Below are 15,543 nucleotides of genomic sequence, written 5' to 3' on the forward strand. Positions count from 1 at the left end.
CTCCTATTGATGGTCTTTCGACCAGTTGAGGCCGTGGACGTAGAGGCCGAGGGGATTGGCCCGCAGGGCCTCTTCGGTGCGGGGCGGGTCAATGACGATCGAGAATACGCCGGTATGATTTGACTGGCCGGTCTCTGTGCCATTGCGGTAGGCGGTCTCGCGCCAGCGCACGGTGAAGCTGTCATCGGATGCGCGCACCACGCTCGTGACATCGACCGACACCGAGCGCCGTCCGAGATCCGCAAACGGATCATTGTCGCGGGCATAGTCATTGAGCGTCGCAGCGGCCCGGTCGGTCGCATAGGCATAGGCTTTCAGCCAGTTCTGCCGAACGACAACTGGATCAATCGAGATGGACCGCGTGTTCTTCACAAATTCTGCAAGGTGGAACGCGATCTGCGCATCGGTCGGGTCATAGCGCCCGTCGGCCGGGCCGACGGCGCGCACGGCGCCTTCACCTGTCAGTTCCACTACGTAAGGTGTGACGAAGGATTGGGTCGAGCGCCAGACGAGCCCGCCGGCCAAAACGAAGGAGAGGCCAATGCTTGCCAGTGCGGCCAGCCGCCAGTTGGCCGCCTGCACGCGGGCCGAACCGATCCGGTCGTCCCAGGCCTGCGCGGCGCGCTGGTAGGGCGTGACAGGTTCCGGTGTCTCGCCATAGCGGGTGGAATTTCGATTCCAGAGCTTCATGTCAGTCCTCGTCATTCTTCAGTTGTATGGATGTGCCGCCGCCCGGCCGGTCGCCGTCGCGCACCGCTGAGGCCGCCATCATGCCGGCATCGCGGGTCGACTGGTCGCGCCGGATACGCCGGGCCCAGTCCGGGGAAGAATTCTGCCCATTGGCGGGACCTGCATTAGGCGCACCCGTTCCGCCCGTTGCCGCAAAGGCGGCGCGGGCGCCTGCCTGGTGTCGTTCACTTTGGCTTTCGAACGCGCGCCGGGCAAAACCTTTGGCGCCCGAAGCGGCGGCGCGAACACCTGCGCCTGCGACACCGCTCATGCCCGCCATCGTGGCCCCGGCACCGGTCTTGCCGGAAGCGGCAGCATTCATCTGGTAAGCCGTCCGCGCGCCGCCTGCCATGGACGCTGCTGCACCGACCGCGCTGCGCGTCCCACTGGCTGCAGCGCCGATTCCAGCCTTGGCGATGGAACCGCCCGCGACTGTCCCAGCCGCCACGCCCGCTGCCGTGCCGATGGCGGCCCCAGCCCCAAGTTGTGGTGCCCCGGAGACAAGGCCTGTGGCGATGCCAGGCCCGAACAGGCCAAGGGCGAGCAGGGAGAGCGATCCGAGGATGACGGAGGCAGCCTGTTCAAGCGTCACTTCGTCTGGCTGGAAGGTCGATGTGATGGAGGCGAAGATGGTCGAGCCGATGCCGACAATGATGGCAAGCACCATGAGCTTGATGCCCGACGCGATGACATTGCCGAGCACTTTCTCGGCCAGGAACGAGGTCTTGTTCCACAGCGCGAACGGGATCAGCACGAACCCGGCGAGCGTCGTCAGCTTGAATTCGATAATGGTGACGAAGAGCTGGATCGCGAGGAAGAAGAAAGCAAGGAGGGTGATGATCCAGGCAAGGAACAGGACGGCGATGATAACAATGTTCTGGAAGAAGGCGATCGGGCCGGTGAGCTTTTCGATTTCGTCGAGCAGGGGCAGGGCCGCATCGAACCCGGTTGCTGCCACGAAGCCGGGCTTTATGATGTCCTCGGCGGTGATCGTGCCGCCAGTCGCATTGAGGCCCAGTTGGGCAAAGCTTGTGAACACGACATCCGACAGGAGCGCGAAGTTGCCGAGGATTAGCGCGAAGGCACCAACGTACAGCACTTTCTTCAGGAACCGGCCGACAATGTCCGTGTCCGGCCCCATGGCCCAGAAGAGACCTGCCAGCGTGATGTCGATCGCGATCAGCGCGCTTGTCAGGAACGCGACATCCGGCTGCAAGAGGCCGAACCCGCTATCGATATAGGCGGAGAAGGTCGCAACAAACTGGTCGATGACGCCGAGGTCTTCCATCGCCCTAATCCCGCTTATAGGCGACACCGTCGCCGACGAAGCGCTGGTGACGGATGCGGGCCTGTTCCTCGATGGCGGCCCGGCGGGACTCTTCGAGCGCGACCATCCGGTATTGCGCTGCCATCAGCTGCTGCATCTGCATTTGTTGCTCGACCGAGAGCGCGACAAGCTGGTTGCCAGCCTGGGCCACTGACAGGTTCCCCGTCGCCGACTGGCTCTCGCTCACAAGGTCCGTCAGGGTCTCGCGGGATTCCGCAATAGACGTCACAATCCCGGACTGGACCTGGATCGAGGCCCGGAAGGCCTCCCGGCTGATCCGCCACTGGTCTGCGGCTTCAACCACGATTTCCTCATTGGTGAGGTCTTCATAGGAGTCCGGGAAGGCCTCCTCATACTGGCGCTCGGATTCTTCGACTTCGTAGGTCACCTCGCCCGCTTCACGCATCAGCGTGTCGATGCGCTCAAGCAGGCGTTTCAAATGCTCGATCGAACCATAGTCGAGGCGTTTCAAATTCTCGGCCTGATTCACCAGCATTTGCGCTTCGTGCTGGAGTTGCTCGATCTGGTTATTGATCTGCTCCAGCGTGTTGGTGGCCGTCAGGATATTCTGAATGAGGTTTGTCGGATCGATCACGACATCGCCGACGCCGAGCAGGGCGTGTGCCGATGGTGCAGCCAGTCCAAACGTAGAGACCGATCCAAGCAGCAAGGCAATCATTCGGCGGCGCATGGCACATCTCCTTCCGTTCCGATCAGGTCTGAGGCCCAGTGAAGTCCGCGTGCCTCAAGCCAGACCGGTGCGAACCCGTCCGGTCCGGCTGCGGCAACTATCTCGGAGATCAGTTTCTGGTCGGCCTTCGACCCGGCGGCGCAGAAGGCGAGCGCGACCGGGCCGAGGTCGAGATCAAACAGGCGGTTGCCGTCCGGCGTCTGAACATAATAGTCCCGCTTCGGCGTCGCCCTTGCGATCAGTTCAACCTGACGGTCATTGAGCCCGAACCCTTCATAGGCTGCGCGCTGCGAAGGCTCCTCGGCCCGAGCATTGGCAAGGAAGATGCGGGTCGGCGCGCTTTCGATCAGGCTCGGCGCAATGGCGCTCGCCGCAATGTCCGACAGGCTCTGTGTCGCAAACACGACCGAGACGTTCTTCTTGCGCAACGTCTTCAGCCAGTCGCGGAGACGCCCCGCAAACATCGGATGGTCAAGGAACAGCCAGGCCTCATCGAGGATGAGCAGGGTTGGCTTCCCGTCGAATCGGGCTTCCAGTTTCGCAAACAGGTGCGTGAGCACCGGCGCGGCGAGCCGCTTGTCCTGCATTAGCGCGTCCATTTCAAAACAGAGGATGTCTCGACAAGCCAGACTCTCCTCATCGGCATCGAGCAGGGCGCCATAAGGCCCGGCGAGCGTATAGGGCTCCAGCGCCTGACGGAGCTCCGGCACCTGGATGAGGGCCACCAGCCCGGTGAGCGTTCGCTGCGCAACCGGCACGGCGCCTAGGCTCTGCAGCGCCGTCCAGACAGCCTGCTTCACCTCCGGCGTCACCGTAACGCCTTCCTGCTCGATCAGCCCCAGCACCCAGGCCTGCGCCGCAGCGAGCCCTGCTTCGCTGTCCACATCCCGCAGCGGCTGGAAGGCGAGGTCGCCGTCAAGGCCGAGTTCGTACCAAGTCCCGCCAAGGGCGAGCGTCGCACATCGCGCCGACCCGCCCTTGTCGAAAATGAACACCTGCGCACCGGCATAACGGCGGAACTGCAAGGCGAGGAGCGACAGGAGAACTGATTTGCCGGCCCCGGTCGGGCCGACCACCATCATGTGCCCGACATCCCCCTGGTGTGTGACGAGCCGGAACGGTGTCGCACTGGCCGAGCGCGCCATCAGGAGTGGAGGACCGTCAAGGTGTGCGTTGCGCTCTGGTCCGGCCCAAAGCGTCGAGAGCGGCGCCATGTGGGCAAGATTGATCGTATTGAGCAGGGGTTGGCGGACATTCGCATAGGCCTCGCCCGGCAGCGTCCCGAGCCAGGCTTCAACGGCGTTGACGCTTTCGGAGACACAGGTGAACCCGCGCCCCCGGATCACGCGCTCAAGAGCGCGGATTTGGTCTTCGGCAATCGCGGCATCGGGATGCCGGACGACAATCGCCGTCGTGCAATATCCGAACGCGACATGACCTGCGCCGAGCGCCTGCAAGGCCTCGTCTGCATCGGCGGCCTGGTTGTCGGCATCCGTGTTGAGCAGCGTCGCCGGCTCATTGGTGAGGATTTCACGCAAATAGGAGGTGAGGGACCGGCGCTTGGCAAACCAGTTGCGGACGTAAGTGTTGAGCGTCTTCTCGGCGTCCGGCTTGTCGAGGGGCAGGAACCGCGTCACCCAGCGATAGGCAAAGCCGAGCTGGTCGAGGTCTGAGAGCAGTCCCGGCTCGCCGGTTGCCGGGAACCCGTTCACGGTGAGGACTTTCAGCGTCTCCTCGCCAAGGCGGGGCGAGAGCCCGCCCGTTAGTGGCGTATCGACCAGGAGCGCATCGAGCCACATTGGCAGGGATGGTGCCCGCACAGTCTGGCGCGTCACCGAAATGCAGGCATGCAAGTAGGTCAACGTCTCGTGATCATCCAGGAACCTGGCCTCGGGCATGAGATCCGCCATCATGTCGCGTGCCCGGGATGTTTCGGTTTCGAAATGGGCAAGATGCTCGCTCCAGAACGCGGCCGGAGCCTCGGCCGGATCGTCGATGAAGAGTTGCTCGATCCGGGCTGTCCGGTCGGCTGGTGGCATCCAGGTCAGCGTCAGGTAGCAATCTGTTTCGAAGTGGCGCCCATGCTCTTCGAAGGCCGCCCGGCGTTCTTCGTCGACGAGCCAGGCGGCTGGGTCGCGCCATGTGCTTTCTGGATAGTTGACGGATGCTCTGCGGTCGGCTTCGATATGCAAGGCCCAGCCCGAGCCGAACCGGCTGAGGAGATTGTTCATGCGGGCCGTGACAGAGACCAGTTCTTCCGGCGTCGAGCTTTCAAGATCAGGTCCGCGATAGGCAATCGTGCGCTGCAGGCTGCCATCCTTATTGAGGACAATGCCGGGCGCGATCAGGCAGGCCCATTTGAGATGATCGGCAAGGGCGGCCGGCCGGGCGCGGTATTCACGAAGATTCAGCATGCGTAATAGCCTCGTGTGCGGATGTGCCGGATCAGGACGTCGGCAAATTGCGGATCGCGCCGGGAGGCGAACACGCAGATGCCCTGCGCCACGGTCCAGAAGATGAGCCCCACCACCCAGAGCTGCAGGCCGATGCCGAGGGCTGCCGCCAGTGTGCCATTGACAATGGTCGCAAGCCTTGGCGCGCCCGCGAGCAGGATCGGCGCCGTCAGCGAGCGATGGACCGGCACGCTATAGCCAGGGGGCAGGGGACGCATGACAGCCATTAGAGCGTTGCCCCGCCGCCGAACGAGAAGAAGGACAGGAAGAACGAGGTCGCCGCAAAGGCGATCGAGAGACCGAACACGATCTGCAACAATTTGCGCATGCCGCCGCCGCTCTCACCGAAGGCAAGGCCAAGACCGGTCAGGATGATAACGATGGTCGCCAGGATCTTGGCGACCGGCCCTTCGATGGAGTCGAGGATCGACTGCAGCGGGGCTTCCCAGGGCATGCCGGAGCCGGCCGCATGGGCCGGGAAGGTGAGCGCGACGGCAAATGCCGTCAGGCTCAGGGCTTTGATCAGTCTGTCGTTCATTGGAGTTACGTCCTTTCTGGAGCGGTGGAGAGAAGCGGTTCGGAAAAGGGAAGGCTCGGCAGAACGAGCTGCAGGTCCGGCTGGACAGGGATAAGATCATAGCCGCCGCGTCCAAGCCCGTTCATGTGCGCGACCGTCTCGACACGGTGCGCACCTGCGCGCCGCGTGATGTAGACGACACAATCAATCGTCTCGGCGATGAGATCATGCGGCACCTGCGCCGAGGTCTCGCCGATCAGCTGTTCGAGCCGGGAGAGCCCGCCAAGGGCGGAATTTGCATGCAGCGTCGCGATGCCGCCCGGATGGCCGGTATTCCAGGCCTTCAGCATGTCGAGGGCCTCAGCACCCCGGACTTCGCCGATGATGATCCGGTCAGGCCGGAGCCGCAACGTCGAGCGGACAAGGTCGGCCAAGGAGACGGATCCCGGCTGCGTCCTCAGCTGCACCGAGTCCTCTGCCGCCGAAACAAGCTCGCGCGTGTCTTCGAGGATGACGAGCCGGTCGCCGGTCCGGGCAATCTCGGCCAGCAGCGCATTGGCAAGCGTCGTCTTGCCGGAGCCCGTGCCGCCGACAACGAGGATGTTGTCACGGTCCAAAACGGCTTGCCGGAGGGCCTCGGCATGATGGGTAGCCATCATGCCGGACGACACATACTCATCCAATGCGATCACCCGGCCCGCAGGCTTGCGGATCGAGAAGCAGGGCCCCGGCGCGACGGGCGGCAGGACGCCTTCAAACCGTTCCCCGCCAATGGGGAGTTCTGCGGACACGATGGGGGAGGCTGCATCGACACGCCGGCCCATATGGCTTGCGACGAGCCGGATGACGCGCTCCACGTCGCCAGCGGTGACAATCAGACCGGACTCGGTCCGGCCAGGCCCATGCCGCTCGATCCAGAGTCTGCCATCGGGATTGATCATGATTTCGACCACGGCGGGATCGTTCAGCGCGGCAACGATCTCGGTACCCAGCGCCGTCACCAGCATGGCACGGGTACGTGTCTGGCTCAGTGCGTCACGCATCGGCCCGCTCCCCACTCATGTGCTCAGGATCGCTTCCAAGGCTGGCCGCCTCAGCCGTCACGTCCTCGACCGCGTTCTGGAGAATGCGCTGTCCGGACCGGAGGGCCTCGGCGACCTGACGGACAAAGAGATCGAACCGAAGGTCGCCCTTGGCGCGCGCCGCCTCGACCTGGTTGGCAGGCACCGGCGGGGTCACCGTCAGGAAATAGTGCACAAACGTCGCGAGCGTTTCGGCAAGGACGAGATTGTCCCGCTCGATCCGCCCGAACTGCCGCGTCAGCCGGTCGAGCCGGCGGTTGATGGCCGCTTCGCGTTGATTGTCGGCCTCGCCGGAGAAATAAGCCACCAGCGCCCTGTCGACGATGGCACTTTCGGAGAGGCCCGGGCGTTTCGCCATGGCCTGCAGCCGGTGATGGGTCTCGGGCGAGATATAGGGCTGGATCCGGGGCTTCATTGGCCATTCCCCGTCAGGTCGATGCCGGTTGCCTGTTCCAGGCTCTCGGCCTGCACAAGGGCATCGAAGAGGCTCGGCTGCGGGGCGCCGCGCGGCTTTGCCTGTGGTCTGCCGGTCCTCGCGGGCGCAGAGACCTGCGCGCGCTCCCTGGCGGCATCCCGTGCCTTCTGAGGCCCAAGGCCCTCGACTTCAGGCTCGAGCTCTGCAGCCTGCATCAGGCCTTCATGGATTGATCGAACTTCGGCCCCCCAGTCATTGCCCCGCACGTCCGGAATGCAGGCCGCGAAGTCCGGCGCGTGTTTCAGCCGTTCGGTAAAGTTCAGGTCTTCGTAGTAGCGAAGCTTCAGCGCCCGTACCGGAGGCGAGCCGGCGACAAGGACAAGTTCCTGGTCCGACGGCAGCTGCATCACTTCGCCGGGTGTCAGCAATTGGCGGGCGGTTTCCTGCCGGGAGACCATCTTGTGCGACAGCCAGGGCGCGAGCCGGTGACCGGCATAGTTCTTCATCGCCCGCTGTTCGGTTTTGGTGCCAAGCGCGTCGGAAATCCGCTTGGCCGTGCGCTCGTCATTGGTCGCGAACGCCACCCGGACATGACAATTGTCGAGGATTGCATTCGAGGGGCCATAGGCCTTCTCGATCTGGTTCAGCGACTGCGCGATCAGGAAGGCCTTGAGCCCATAGCCAGCCATGTAGGCGAGCGCACTCTCGAAGAAGTCGAGCCGCCCAAGGGCCGGAAACTCGTCCAGCATGAACAGGACCCGCCGACGGGACTTTGCTTCAACCAGAGACACTCGAGGAGCAAGGAGCCCGCAAGCGCTCAGAACGTTTGCTACAACCGATCTGCCACGCGAGAATACCGAAGGACGTATCTCCAGATGTTCAGTGAGCCGCCGGCCGACCTGGTTCAGGATAAGGCGCATGAGGGGCTTCGTACGAGACAGGTCCGAGGGCGGGACGACCAGGTAGAGCGAAAGCGGCCGGTCGCCGGACACAAGGTCCTCGATCCGGAAATCGCTCCGCGACGTCACTTCCGCGATGACCGGGTCGCGGTAGAGCGACAGGAAGCGCAGCGCGGTGGACAACACGCCGGAAAGCTCGTTCTCCGACTGGTTCATCAGCTCACGCGCCGTCTCGGCAACAACGGGATGAACCTTGGGCGCTTCGCTTGTGCCAAGGTGATTTGTCCGGAGCATGATCGACAGCGTCGTGCGGAACGTCCGGTCGGGATCGGCAAGGAAACTCGATACACGCGCCAGTGTCTTCTCCCGCTCGGCGTAAAGGACATGCAGGATGACGCCGACGAGTAGCGAGTTGGCCTTGTCGACCCAGTGGCCGAGATCGCCAAGCTTGCCCTGCGGGTCCACGAGAATGTCGGCAATGTTCTGGACGTCTCGAACTTCGCAATGGCCCTTGCGCACTTCCATCAGGGGATTGAAGTGAGTTGACGCAATGTCCGTCGGATCGAACCGCAAGCAATGCGAGAACTCCGAGCGCCAGCCGGATGTCAGCTGCCAGTTCTCGCCCTTGATGTCGTGCACCAGAACCGAATTTGGCCAGGAGAGGAGTGTTGGCACGACAAGCCCGACGCCCTTGCCGGACCTTGTCGGCGCAAAGGCCATGACATGGTCCGGCCCGTCATGGCGGAGATAGGCTCCCTGAGCCTGACCCAGGAACACACCAGAAGGTTTCAGCAAGCCGGACTTACGCAAATCCTTGCATTCTGCCCAGCGCGCCGACCCGAAGGTCGAGACCCGCTTGTCCCACCGTGCCCGGAGGATCGATCCGGTCACCGCAATCAAAATGGCTGCAATACCGCCCGAGCCAGCTATCAATCCGCCCCGGTCGAACACATCTGGAGCATAGGCATCGAACGAATACCACCAGCCGAAAAAGGCCCAGGGCACGTACACCGGCATGTCGAGTATGAGGAGGAGCGGCTCACCTAGCCGCGGCGACCAGCCAAGCGACCAGGCCGTCCATTGCGTCGCGCACCAGACTGCCGTGAGGACAACAGCCAAGACGAGAAGGATCTGCCAGAAGAGGTTTGTGCCATGTTTCATGACACAGAACCTGGCCAATCACCGCCTCAGTCTCCAGAGAGGAAATTGGGGGAAATCTGGGGGGATTCTGAAGGTTCGGGAACAACTGGGTGGTGAACGTGAAGCTTGGGGTAGAATCTGGGGGGGGTCCTAAGTACCCTGGGCAAAGCCTGTTTTCATGACAAATCGATATACCCTTTACTCACAGTTTGGTCTGGCAGTTTTGCCACCATAGGTTCTGGCCTTCAAAATTCCTTTTGATTATCAGTAGTGTGGGCTGTTGAAGTGACGTCAGTATAACGGCCTCGGAGGTGCGTTCGGAAAGAATCGGTGTCAGCTGGTGCGAATTTTAGGTACGACGAGTTCAAAACGAAACGTGGAGATTGAATTAGCGAACATGGCAAAGCCTGGAGACATTAGAAAGCAGATCGAAAAGGAGTTGGCTAAGGAGACCCCCGACTTTGCCGCGATCGCGTCATTGTCTGATGAGCTAGCTGATTTTGCTCAAGACAAAATTCGCTTCTCTGTTGAGGCAAGTCATATCAACCGCCTTGGCCTAGAGTTGGTCGCCAAGAGAGAAACGGCGCTTTCTGAACTCATCAAGAATGCATACGATGCTGACGCCACGAACGTTAGCGTCGAATTGTATAATTTTGACAAACCAAATGGGTCGATGGTCGTCATGGACGACGGCATAGGCATGAGCCGGGATGTTATTCGTGATGCGTGGATGACCCTTTCCACAAGCTCAAAAATCAACTCAGACACGTCTCCCATATTTAATAGACCGCGTGCCGGCCGAAAAGGAATAGGTCGGTTTGCGACGCAACGGCTTGGTGAGGAGCTGATTCTCGAAACCACCGTTGAAGGCGAAGTCCTCGGGTACAGAGTAAGATTTAATTGGGACGAGGAATTCGTAGCGGGGCGCAAGCTTTCTTCTGTTTGGACAAGCATCGAACAGTACGACTCGCCTTTAGAGACACACGGGACGACATTGCGGATAAATAGGCTTCGCGATGCGTGGACTGAGGCAAGTCTACAAACGGTTTGGAAATCCATCTTGTTTTTGCAGCCACCGTTCCCGATTACAAAACCTCGGAGAAAAGCTCGCTTAAAAGTCGAGGATCCCGGCTTTAGAGTTGAATTAAATGGTAGTGACAAAGACGGAAATGATCTCTCCATTTCAATTGAAGAAAGTCTTCTGCAGTACGCGTTGGCCACTATCGAAGGGACTATCGACAAGAATGGAGTAGCAACGTTCCGGTACAAATCCGATAATCTCAACGTAACAGATGAGAAAATATCGGACACGCGCTACCTATTGACGGGCCCTGTGAAATTGCAGGCTAGGTACTTCATTTTTTCAAGTGACGTTGTACCCGGGATTTCCGTCAAAGCAGCCCGAAAATTGGGAGATCAGTTTGGAGGCATCAGAATCCATCGAAACAGTTTCCGGGTCTTGCCATATGGCGAAGGAAGCAATGACTGGCTCCAACTAGATCGCGACGCTGGTCGAAGATTCATTCTTCCACCATTCAATAATTTCAATTTTTTCGGGCATGTGTCCATATCTGGTGACGACAACGCTCTGTTGGAAGAGACAAGCTCCCGAGAAGGTCTAGTAGAAAATGACGCGTTTGTTGAGCTCACCCATTTTGCCAGACAGTGCCTTGAGTGGGCCGTTCTGAGAATTGCAGCCGTTCGTGCGCGAAAACCGAAACCGACAAAGCCGTTGGAGGTCGTGGGTAAGCCAAAACCGTCAAAGGTCATCGAAGAGTCCTTTGACGACTTAGAAGACACCCTCTTGGATATGGAGGAAGCTTTCGTGACTGATGATGCCAAGGAAAAGTTCCGAGATGCGTTGGTTCTAGTGCGGAAATCGGCCAGCGAAGCGGTCATCAACTTTGAGACACAGACCGAAGAGGAGAGAGTTCGCACGATCGAGTATGAGAATATGCTTCGAATTTTAGCATCACTCGGTCTCTCTATCAGCGTCTTCGGACATGAGATCAAAAGCGCCACAAGTCTGACATCCGGAAGTTTTTCACTTCTTAATTTGCAACTAAAGGAACTCAGGGATGCCCAGCAAAGAGCGACACTACAAGGTACGGCAGGAACTCTTGAAGTAGCGATCGGGCGGGTATTTGATCTCGGTGGATACATAGAAGATCTAACTTCCTTTACAGGAACGCGAAAGCTGAAACCGGTCCCAATTCGCGGCGCGATCGACAGGTTCACTAAACAATTCTCTTCTTACCTCGACAAGTACGGAGTTCGATTTGATATCGAAGTTGAGCCGAAAAGCCTTCGAAGTTGCCCCATGCACACAAGCGAATTTGATTCAATTCTATTCAATCTCCTCACAAATTCCATCAAAGCCTTTCAAAGGGCTGGGACCAAACGGCCAGCGATACGAATTCGGGCCATAAAATCGGGATCTCTGGTGAAACTCCGGTTTGAGGACAATGGTTATGAGATTCGAAAAAATGATCGGGCCAAGATATTCGACGCCTTCTACACGACGACAGAGTTCTCGAGAGATGAGGTCGCAGGTCCGGGGACTGGTCTAGGTCTCACCATTGTATCCGACATCGCTTCTAATTACGGGGGCGAAGCGCGCCTTGTCGATGCCTCGGAGGGTTTTTTAACAGCTTTTGAGGTAACTCTTCAAGCGATCTAGGGTGAAGAGGGCGTGGCTATGACCAAAGGAATATTTATTGACGACGATGAGGACCAGCAGCGTGTTTTAAGTGCATTGCTTAGTCAGGGTGGGATAGATTTTTCTGAAATCGTTCCCCCCACAACAATTTCAGACGTCAGCAAGCGTGTGCTTCATATCGTGCCGGATATCATCGTTATGGACTACCGCTTGGACGTTGTTCGAAAGGAAGGATATGATTCTGATTTTCGAGCGGGCGGACTTGCGCAGGTTTTAAGAGAGTTGTTTTTGGAGCATCCTGACAACGACGCGCCCATAGTATTGCTCTCAACCGAGCAAAATATTCGCAACCTTTTCGCGCCGGATAAAACTTCACATGATCTGTTCGATCTTTGGTTTTTAAAAGCGAAGTTGCAATCGCCAGAGCCCGGCTCTCGCGATGACATGCTCTCAGCACTTGGCGGTCTAGTAACAGCATATAGTGACATTAAGCAGATCACGGACAATGTTGACTCTGAGCACTTGGTGCGAAGCCTGCTAAAATTGGAGCAATACGAATACGCTACCATCCCAACAGAGGGTCTGAAGCCGTTACTAGTAAACGCAGGAGGCGAGCCAGAAGCCACTCATTTGATCGCTAGGCAAATCCTGAAGCGCTTAATAGAGAAGCCAGGCATTTTGCTGGATGAAAGTACTTTGCGCGCTAGGCTAGGCATTTCCGAGAATGATCATAACGGGTTTTCCGCGCTCACCGCCGCAGCAGGTTTTGACGAGTTCCTGTATGATGGCGTCTTCTCCTCCCATTGGAAGCGTTTTTGGCGACATCGATTTAATCAGTGGGCGGGCGAGACTTTTGATTATCCATTGAGTGGTATCATCGGTGCCGAACGAGTTGGCCTTCTGAATGCGAAGTTCGATCTTGAGATCATACCCGCAGTGTCGCGTTGGAGTGGGACGTCTAGTGAATTCTTCGTCACAGCTTGTCGCGTGTGCGACGGGCCAACTGAACTCCGATATTCCGTCGCTGCATTCGATCCACGAATTACGGCGTTCAGTGAGCGCGGGCGGATATGTTATGATTGCGTTGATCGGCAAGAGGAGTTGGAACGCAAGCAGATACGTATCGAGGAGGCCGATGAGCAAATCGTAAGGGACATACGATCGAATATAATCAAACGACCGGGCGAGTAGTTCGATGGTCGCTACGACGGTTGTCCCGACTCATAAGGAGATGTCAAAGGCCCTTAATAGTTGTGGGACCATGCTGCTGAATACCAGAATTCTCACTCCCGAAGGGTTTGCCGCTCTTTCTGAGGCCGCAGATAAGTTGCAAAGCAAGACTGAGCTCGCTTGGGACTATAGTATTCCGATACAAAATCCGGTCTCCTTCCTCCCTTGTGTTGATCGGCAGGGGCGAAAATTCATTCCCAAAATTGGTGTTAAGGAAATCAGTGTTGTTACACCGGCGAACTCGGAGGCCATTCCATTCAAAAAGTGGGATATCGCTCTCACATTGGAATTCGAGGATGAAAGCGTGCATTGCCCGCGTTGGCATTTCGATATGGCAAACCTGGATCAGCCAGGGCCGATAACGCATTTGCAATACGGTGGGTATAAGCATGCTCCTCACAATCACCTAGATTCTTCGGTGCAGCAGCCGCGGTGGTTTACTCCTCCAATGGATGTGATTTTGCTCTGCGAGGTCGTAGCCGCAAATTTTTTTCAGGAAATATGGATACAATCGTTGCGCCAGGAACGTCGATGGTTAGCACTTATCCATCAATCCCAAAAAATATGCTATCCACATTACTTGGCCCAGTTGTCCAAATCTATAGGCGTTTCAGGCGCCAATGTATTGCTGGATGCTTCTTGGAATGATCAGTGGGCGGATCGTCGACCTTAGCGGTGCCTTAGGCTTCGTATCTCCCTGAGAGCACTATCCAAGATTTCTATGTCGCGTGAAGCGTTAGTGCGCCCCAGAGCTTCAAATAAGGAGGCGTCAACCAGCTGGCGTGCACCGTCTACTTTGCCGCTGCGTAAGAGGATATCCGCCTGTCGATAAACTGAATTTATTGTGTTTCCATGGATCTTCGGCTTAAGAATTAGTATTCTCTCAGCTTCCCTCGGTTCATGTTTGAGCACACCAGCTCCATATGAGCGCCCCTCGATCTCCGATGATATTTGCGAAAATGACGACAATAAAGTCAAGCTAGTCAGCTTTCGATCTAGCATCCCAGTGTCGCTTTTAAAAAATGCGCGATGTATCGTGTTAGTGCAGGGGTACTTTCCCTCATTTAGGACTAACCGCGGCCCTCCATGATGCATAACAGGAAAAAACGCATCAGGGACGTTCCCGTCGTCGGGGTGGTGCCACACGGAACGTTTCCTAAACGTAGCGCACTGCTTCCGATCCTCTAGAGAGTAAGAGTTCAGGTACTCCTTCAAGTACTCTGAAGCCTCTTCAATAGTTGTGCAGCTAACAAGGTATCCTCGACCGCCCTGCCTAAGTGATTCTGCGTGATCCGCTTCTTCGAACTGCAAGCCACGTGCGTATTTAAACTTCGACAATATGCCAAGAAGCTCGTTGCTATTCAGGTGGCTCTGCCTGCGTGTGCTTTCGTCGAGAACAAAGAACTTATTATTGCCAGTCACCAAGCCAATTCTGATGTCGACATGGTCACCGAGCAGAGTGGCTGATGTGGACTTGGCTAAATCTGCCATGAGCGCACGGGCATCTGTCTGTAGCCCGTCAGCGACAGACGTACCACAATTCAATGTGCGCTCAGAGTAGCCATTGTCCCAGTTCTGGATAGCCTCAGTGAGTTCTTCCAACCCTTTGCAGCGCACTAGGTCGATGTCTGTGCTCGCATTGGGGACATTTAGTGTTTGGTCAACCTTATTTGCGGCCAAAAGGACGATAGTTTTCTCTTCCGTTCCGTCCGCCACGAAGAACCGTTGTTCAAGCTCGAATGCCCGCATCGTGGGAAATTGTCTGGCGAGAAATTTCCTTAGATCAATTGCATAGTTCGCGTGAAGAAAACTACTTGGCAAGATCCAGGCTGTTCGCCCGCCCGTCTCAACGTATTGGCAGGAAAGTGCGACAAAGTAGGCCCACAGGCTCGCTCTGAGATCTATATCAAAACCGGCAGCCGACAAAATGGCACGTGCACGCGCTCGAGCCGCACGATCAATCTTGCGATATGGAAGATATGGAGGGTTTCCTACAACCGCCGAAAATTTCGCTGGCCAGGTCTCGTGAGGCTTGAATGCAAGAAAATCTCCCAGATGGAATCGTTCGGTATCTACAGGCTGCGACAAAATCGACTGCAGGTGGCCGAATGCTCGTGGGTCGATATCGCATCCATACAATTGCTTCACCGGCGCGGGTTGACCTAAACGAGTTAAGGTAGATTTTGCGGACTGAAGGAATCCACATCCCCCAAAACTAGGCTCCAAAACTGTGTTGGTGGCATCGGTGATTGCCCACTGGCAAAGTATGTCGGACAAGACTTCAGGTGTGTAAAAAGCACCCAGAGACCTTTTGGGGCAACCTAGTTCCATATTAGAGACAAACCTTCGGTGCATTAATTTGCGTGTCCGATAATGGTCTCAAATTCTTAAGCTCCAGTGC

The 15,543-nt window shown here is 57.7% G+C and carries 13 protein-coding genes; 3 read left to right on the forward strand and 10 right to left on the reverse strand.

Features of this window, described 5'->3' with window-relative positions; translation table 11 throughout:
• Positions 1-3: 3 nt before the first annotated feature.
• Genes trbF through B2P82_RS01210 form a run of 9 tightly spaced genes read right to left on the reverse strand, consistent with a single transcriptional unit; the run spans position 4 to position 9,274 of the window.
• Positions 4-690 carry a conjugal transfer protein TrbF gene (trbF, locus tag B2P82_RS01170; protein WP_290494556.1) on the reverse strand — a complete coding sequence of 229 codons (687 nt, stop codon included), beginning with the start codon at positions 688-690 and terminating at the stop codon, positions 4-6.
• A gap of 1 nt (position 691) precedes the next feature.
• Positions 692-2,017, reverse strand: a complete 1,326-nt coding sequence (gene trbL / locus B2P82_RS01175) for a P-type conjugative transfer protein TrbL (protein WP_290494557.1) — start codon at positions 2,015-2,017, stop codon at positions 692-694.
• A 4-nt stretch (positions 2,018-2,021) separates the two neighbouring features.
• Positions 2,022-2,747, reverse strand: coding sequence for a P-type conjugative transfer protein TrbJ (gene trbJ / locus B2P82_RS01180; RefSeq protein WP_290494558.1), 726 nt, complete (start codon positions 2,745-2,747; stop codon positions 2,022-2,024).
• The gene (gene trbE / locus B2P82_RS01185; protein WP_290494559.1) at positions 2,732-5,161 is read right to left on the reverse strand and encodes a conjugal transfer protein TrbE; all 2,430 of its coding nucleotides are present in this window, start codon (positions 5,159-5,161) and stop codon (positions 2,732-2,734) included. Before trbE ends, trbJ begins: the two co-directional genes overlap by 16 nt.
• The gene (locus tag B2P82_RS01190) at positions 5,155-5,427 is read right to left on the reverse strand and encodes a VirB3 family type IV secretion system protein (protein WP_290494560.1); all 273 of its coding nucleotides are present in this window, start codon (positions 5,425-5,427) and stop codon (positions 5,155-5,157) included. Before B2P82_RS01190 ends, trbE begins: the two co-directional genes overlap by 7 nt.
• Positions 5,427-5,738 carry a TrbC/VirB2 family type IV secretion system protein gene (locus tag B2P82_RS01195; RefSeq protein ID WP_290494561.1) on the reverse strand — a complete coding sequence of 104 codons (312 nt, stop codon included), beginning with the start codon at positions 5,736-5,738 and terminating at the stop codon, positions 5,427-5,429. Before B2P82_RS01195 ends, B2P82_RS01190 begins: the two co-directional genes overlap by 1 nt.
• 5 nt (positions 5,739-5,743) lie before the next feature.
• A complete protein-coding gene (gene trbB / locus B2P82_RS01200) occupies positions 5,744-6,760 on the reverse strand; it encodes a P-type conjugative transfer ATPase TrbB (RefSeq protein ID WP_290494562.1) in 1,017 nt (338 codons plus the stop codon).
• Complete coding sequence (locus B2P82_RS01205) at positions 6,753-7,214, reverse strand: CopG family transcriptional regulator (RefSeq protein ID WP_290494563.1); 462 nt, start codon at positions 7,212-7,214, stop codon at positions 6,753-6,755. The genes trbB and B2P82_RS01205 overlap by 8 nt, the downstream gene beginning before the upstream one ends.
• Entirely contained in the window at positions 7,211-9,274 is a 2,064-nt protein-coding gene (locus tag B2P82_RS01210; RefSeq protein WP_290494564.1) for an IncP-type conjugal transfer protein TraG, read from the reverse strand. Before B2P82_RS01210 ends, B2P82_RS01205 begins: the two co-directional genes overlap by 4 nt.
• A gap of 376 nt (positions 9,275-9,650) precedes the next feature.
• Between B2P82_RS01210 and B2P82_RS01215 the strand changes: the two genes are divergently transcribed.
• The 3 genes from B2P82_RS01215 (at position 9,651) to B2P82_RS01225 (ending at position 13,815) form a co-directional block, all read left to right on the forward strand.
• Positions 9,651-11,933, forward strand: coding sequence for an ATP-binding protein (locus B2P82_RS01215; protein WP_290494565.1), 2,283 nt, complete (start codon positions 9,651-9,653; stop codon positions 11,931-11,933).
• Positions 11,934-11,951: 18 nt separating this feature from the next.
• Positions 11,952-13,103: a response regulator gene (locus B2P82_RS01220; RefSeq protein WP_290494566.1), complete on the forward strand. Its 1,152-nt coding sequence runs from the start codon at positions 11,952-11,954 to the stop codon at positions 13,101-13,103.
• Positions 13,104-13,173: 70 nt separating this feature from the next.
• Positions 13,174-13,815: a hypothetical protein gene (locus tag B2P82_RS01225; RefSeq protein WP_290494567.1), complete on the forward strand. Its 642-nt coding sequence runs from the start codon at positions 13,174-13,176 to the stop codon at positions 13,813-13,815.
• Here the strand turns inward: B2P82_RS01225 and B2P82_RS01230 are convergent.
• Entirely contained in the window at positions 13,812-15,497 is a 1,686-nt protein-coding gene (locus B2P82_RS01230) for an N-6 DNA methylase (RefSeq protein WP_349679713.1), read from the reverse strand. The genes B2P82_RS01225 and B2P82_RS01230 overlap by 4 nt on opposite strands.
• Between the last annotated feature and the right edge of the window lie 46 nt (positions 15,498-15,543).

It is taken from the genome of Hyphomonas sp. UBA4494 (assembly GCF_002388935.1).
Classification (GTDB): Bacteria; Pseudomonadota; Alphaproteobacteria; order Caulobacterales; family Hyphomonadaceae; genus Hyphomonas.

Coding starts and splice junctions, on each gene's coding strand:
- trbF (WP_290494556.1), bottom strand. CDS start 690: ATGAAGCTCTGGAATCGAAATTCCACCCGCTATGGCGAGACACCGGAA.
- trbL (WP_290494557.1), bottom strand. CDS start 2,017: ATGGAAGACCTCGGCGTCATCGACCAGTTTGTTGCGACCTTCTCCGCC.
- trbJ (WP_290494558.1), bottom strand. CDS start 2,747: ATGCGCCGCCGAATGATTGCCTTGCTGCTTGGATCGGTCTCTACGTTT.
- trbE (WP_290494559.1), bottom strand. CDS start 5,161: ATGCTGAATCTTCGTGAATACCGCGCCCGGCCGGCCGCCCTTGCCGAT.
- B2P82_RS01190 (WP_290494560.1), bottom strand. CDS start 5,427: ATGGCTGTCATGCGTCCCCTGCCCCCTGGCTATAGCGTGCCGGTCCAT.
- B2P82_RS01195 (WP_290494561.1), bottom strand. CDS start 5,738: ATGAACGACAGACTGATCAAAGCCCTGAGCCTGACGGCATTTGCCGTC.
- trbB (WP_290494562.1), bottom strand. CDS start 6,760: ATGCGTGACGCACTGAGCCAGACACGTACCCGTGCCATGCTGGTGACG.
- B2P82_RS01205 (WP_290494563.1), bottom strand. CDS start 7,214: ATGAAGCCCCGGATCCAGCCCTATATCTCGCCCGAGACCCATCACCGG.
- B2P82_RS01210 (WP_290494564.1), bottom strand. CDS start 9,274: ATGAAACATGGCACAAACCTCTTCTGGCAGATCCTTCTCGTCTTGGCT.
- B2P82_RS01215 (WP_290494565.1), top strand. CDS start 9,651: ATGGCAAAGCCTGGAGACATTAGAAAGCAGATCGAAAAGGAGTTGGCT.
- B2P82_RS01220 (WP_290494566.1), top strand. CDS start 11,952: ATGACCAAAGGAATATTTATTGACGACGATGAGGACCAGCAGCGTGTT.
- B2P82_RS01225 (WP_290494567.1), top strand. CDS start 13,174: ATGCTGCTGAATACCAGAATTCTCACTCCCGAAGGGTTTGCCGCTCTT.
- B2P82_RS01230 (WP_349679713.1), bottom strand. CDS start 15,497: ATGCACCGAAGGTTTGTCTCTAATATGGAACTAGGTTGCCCCAAAAGG.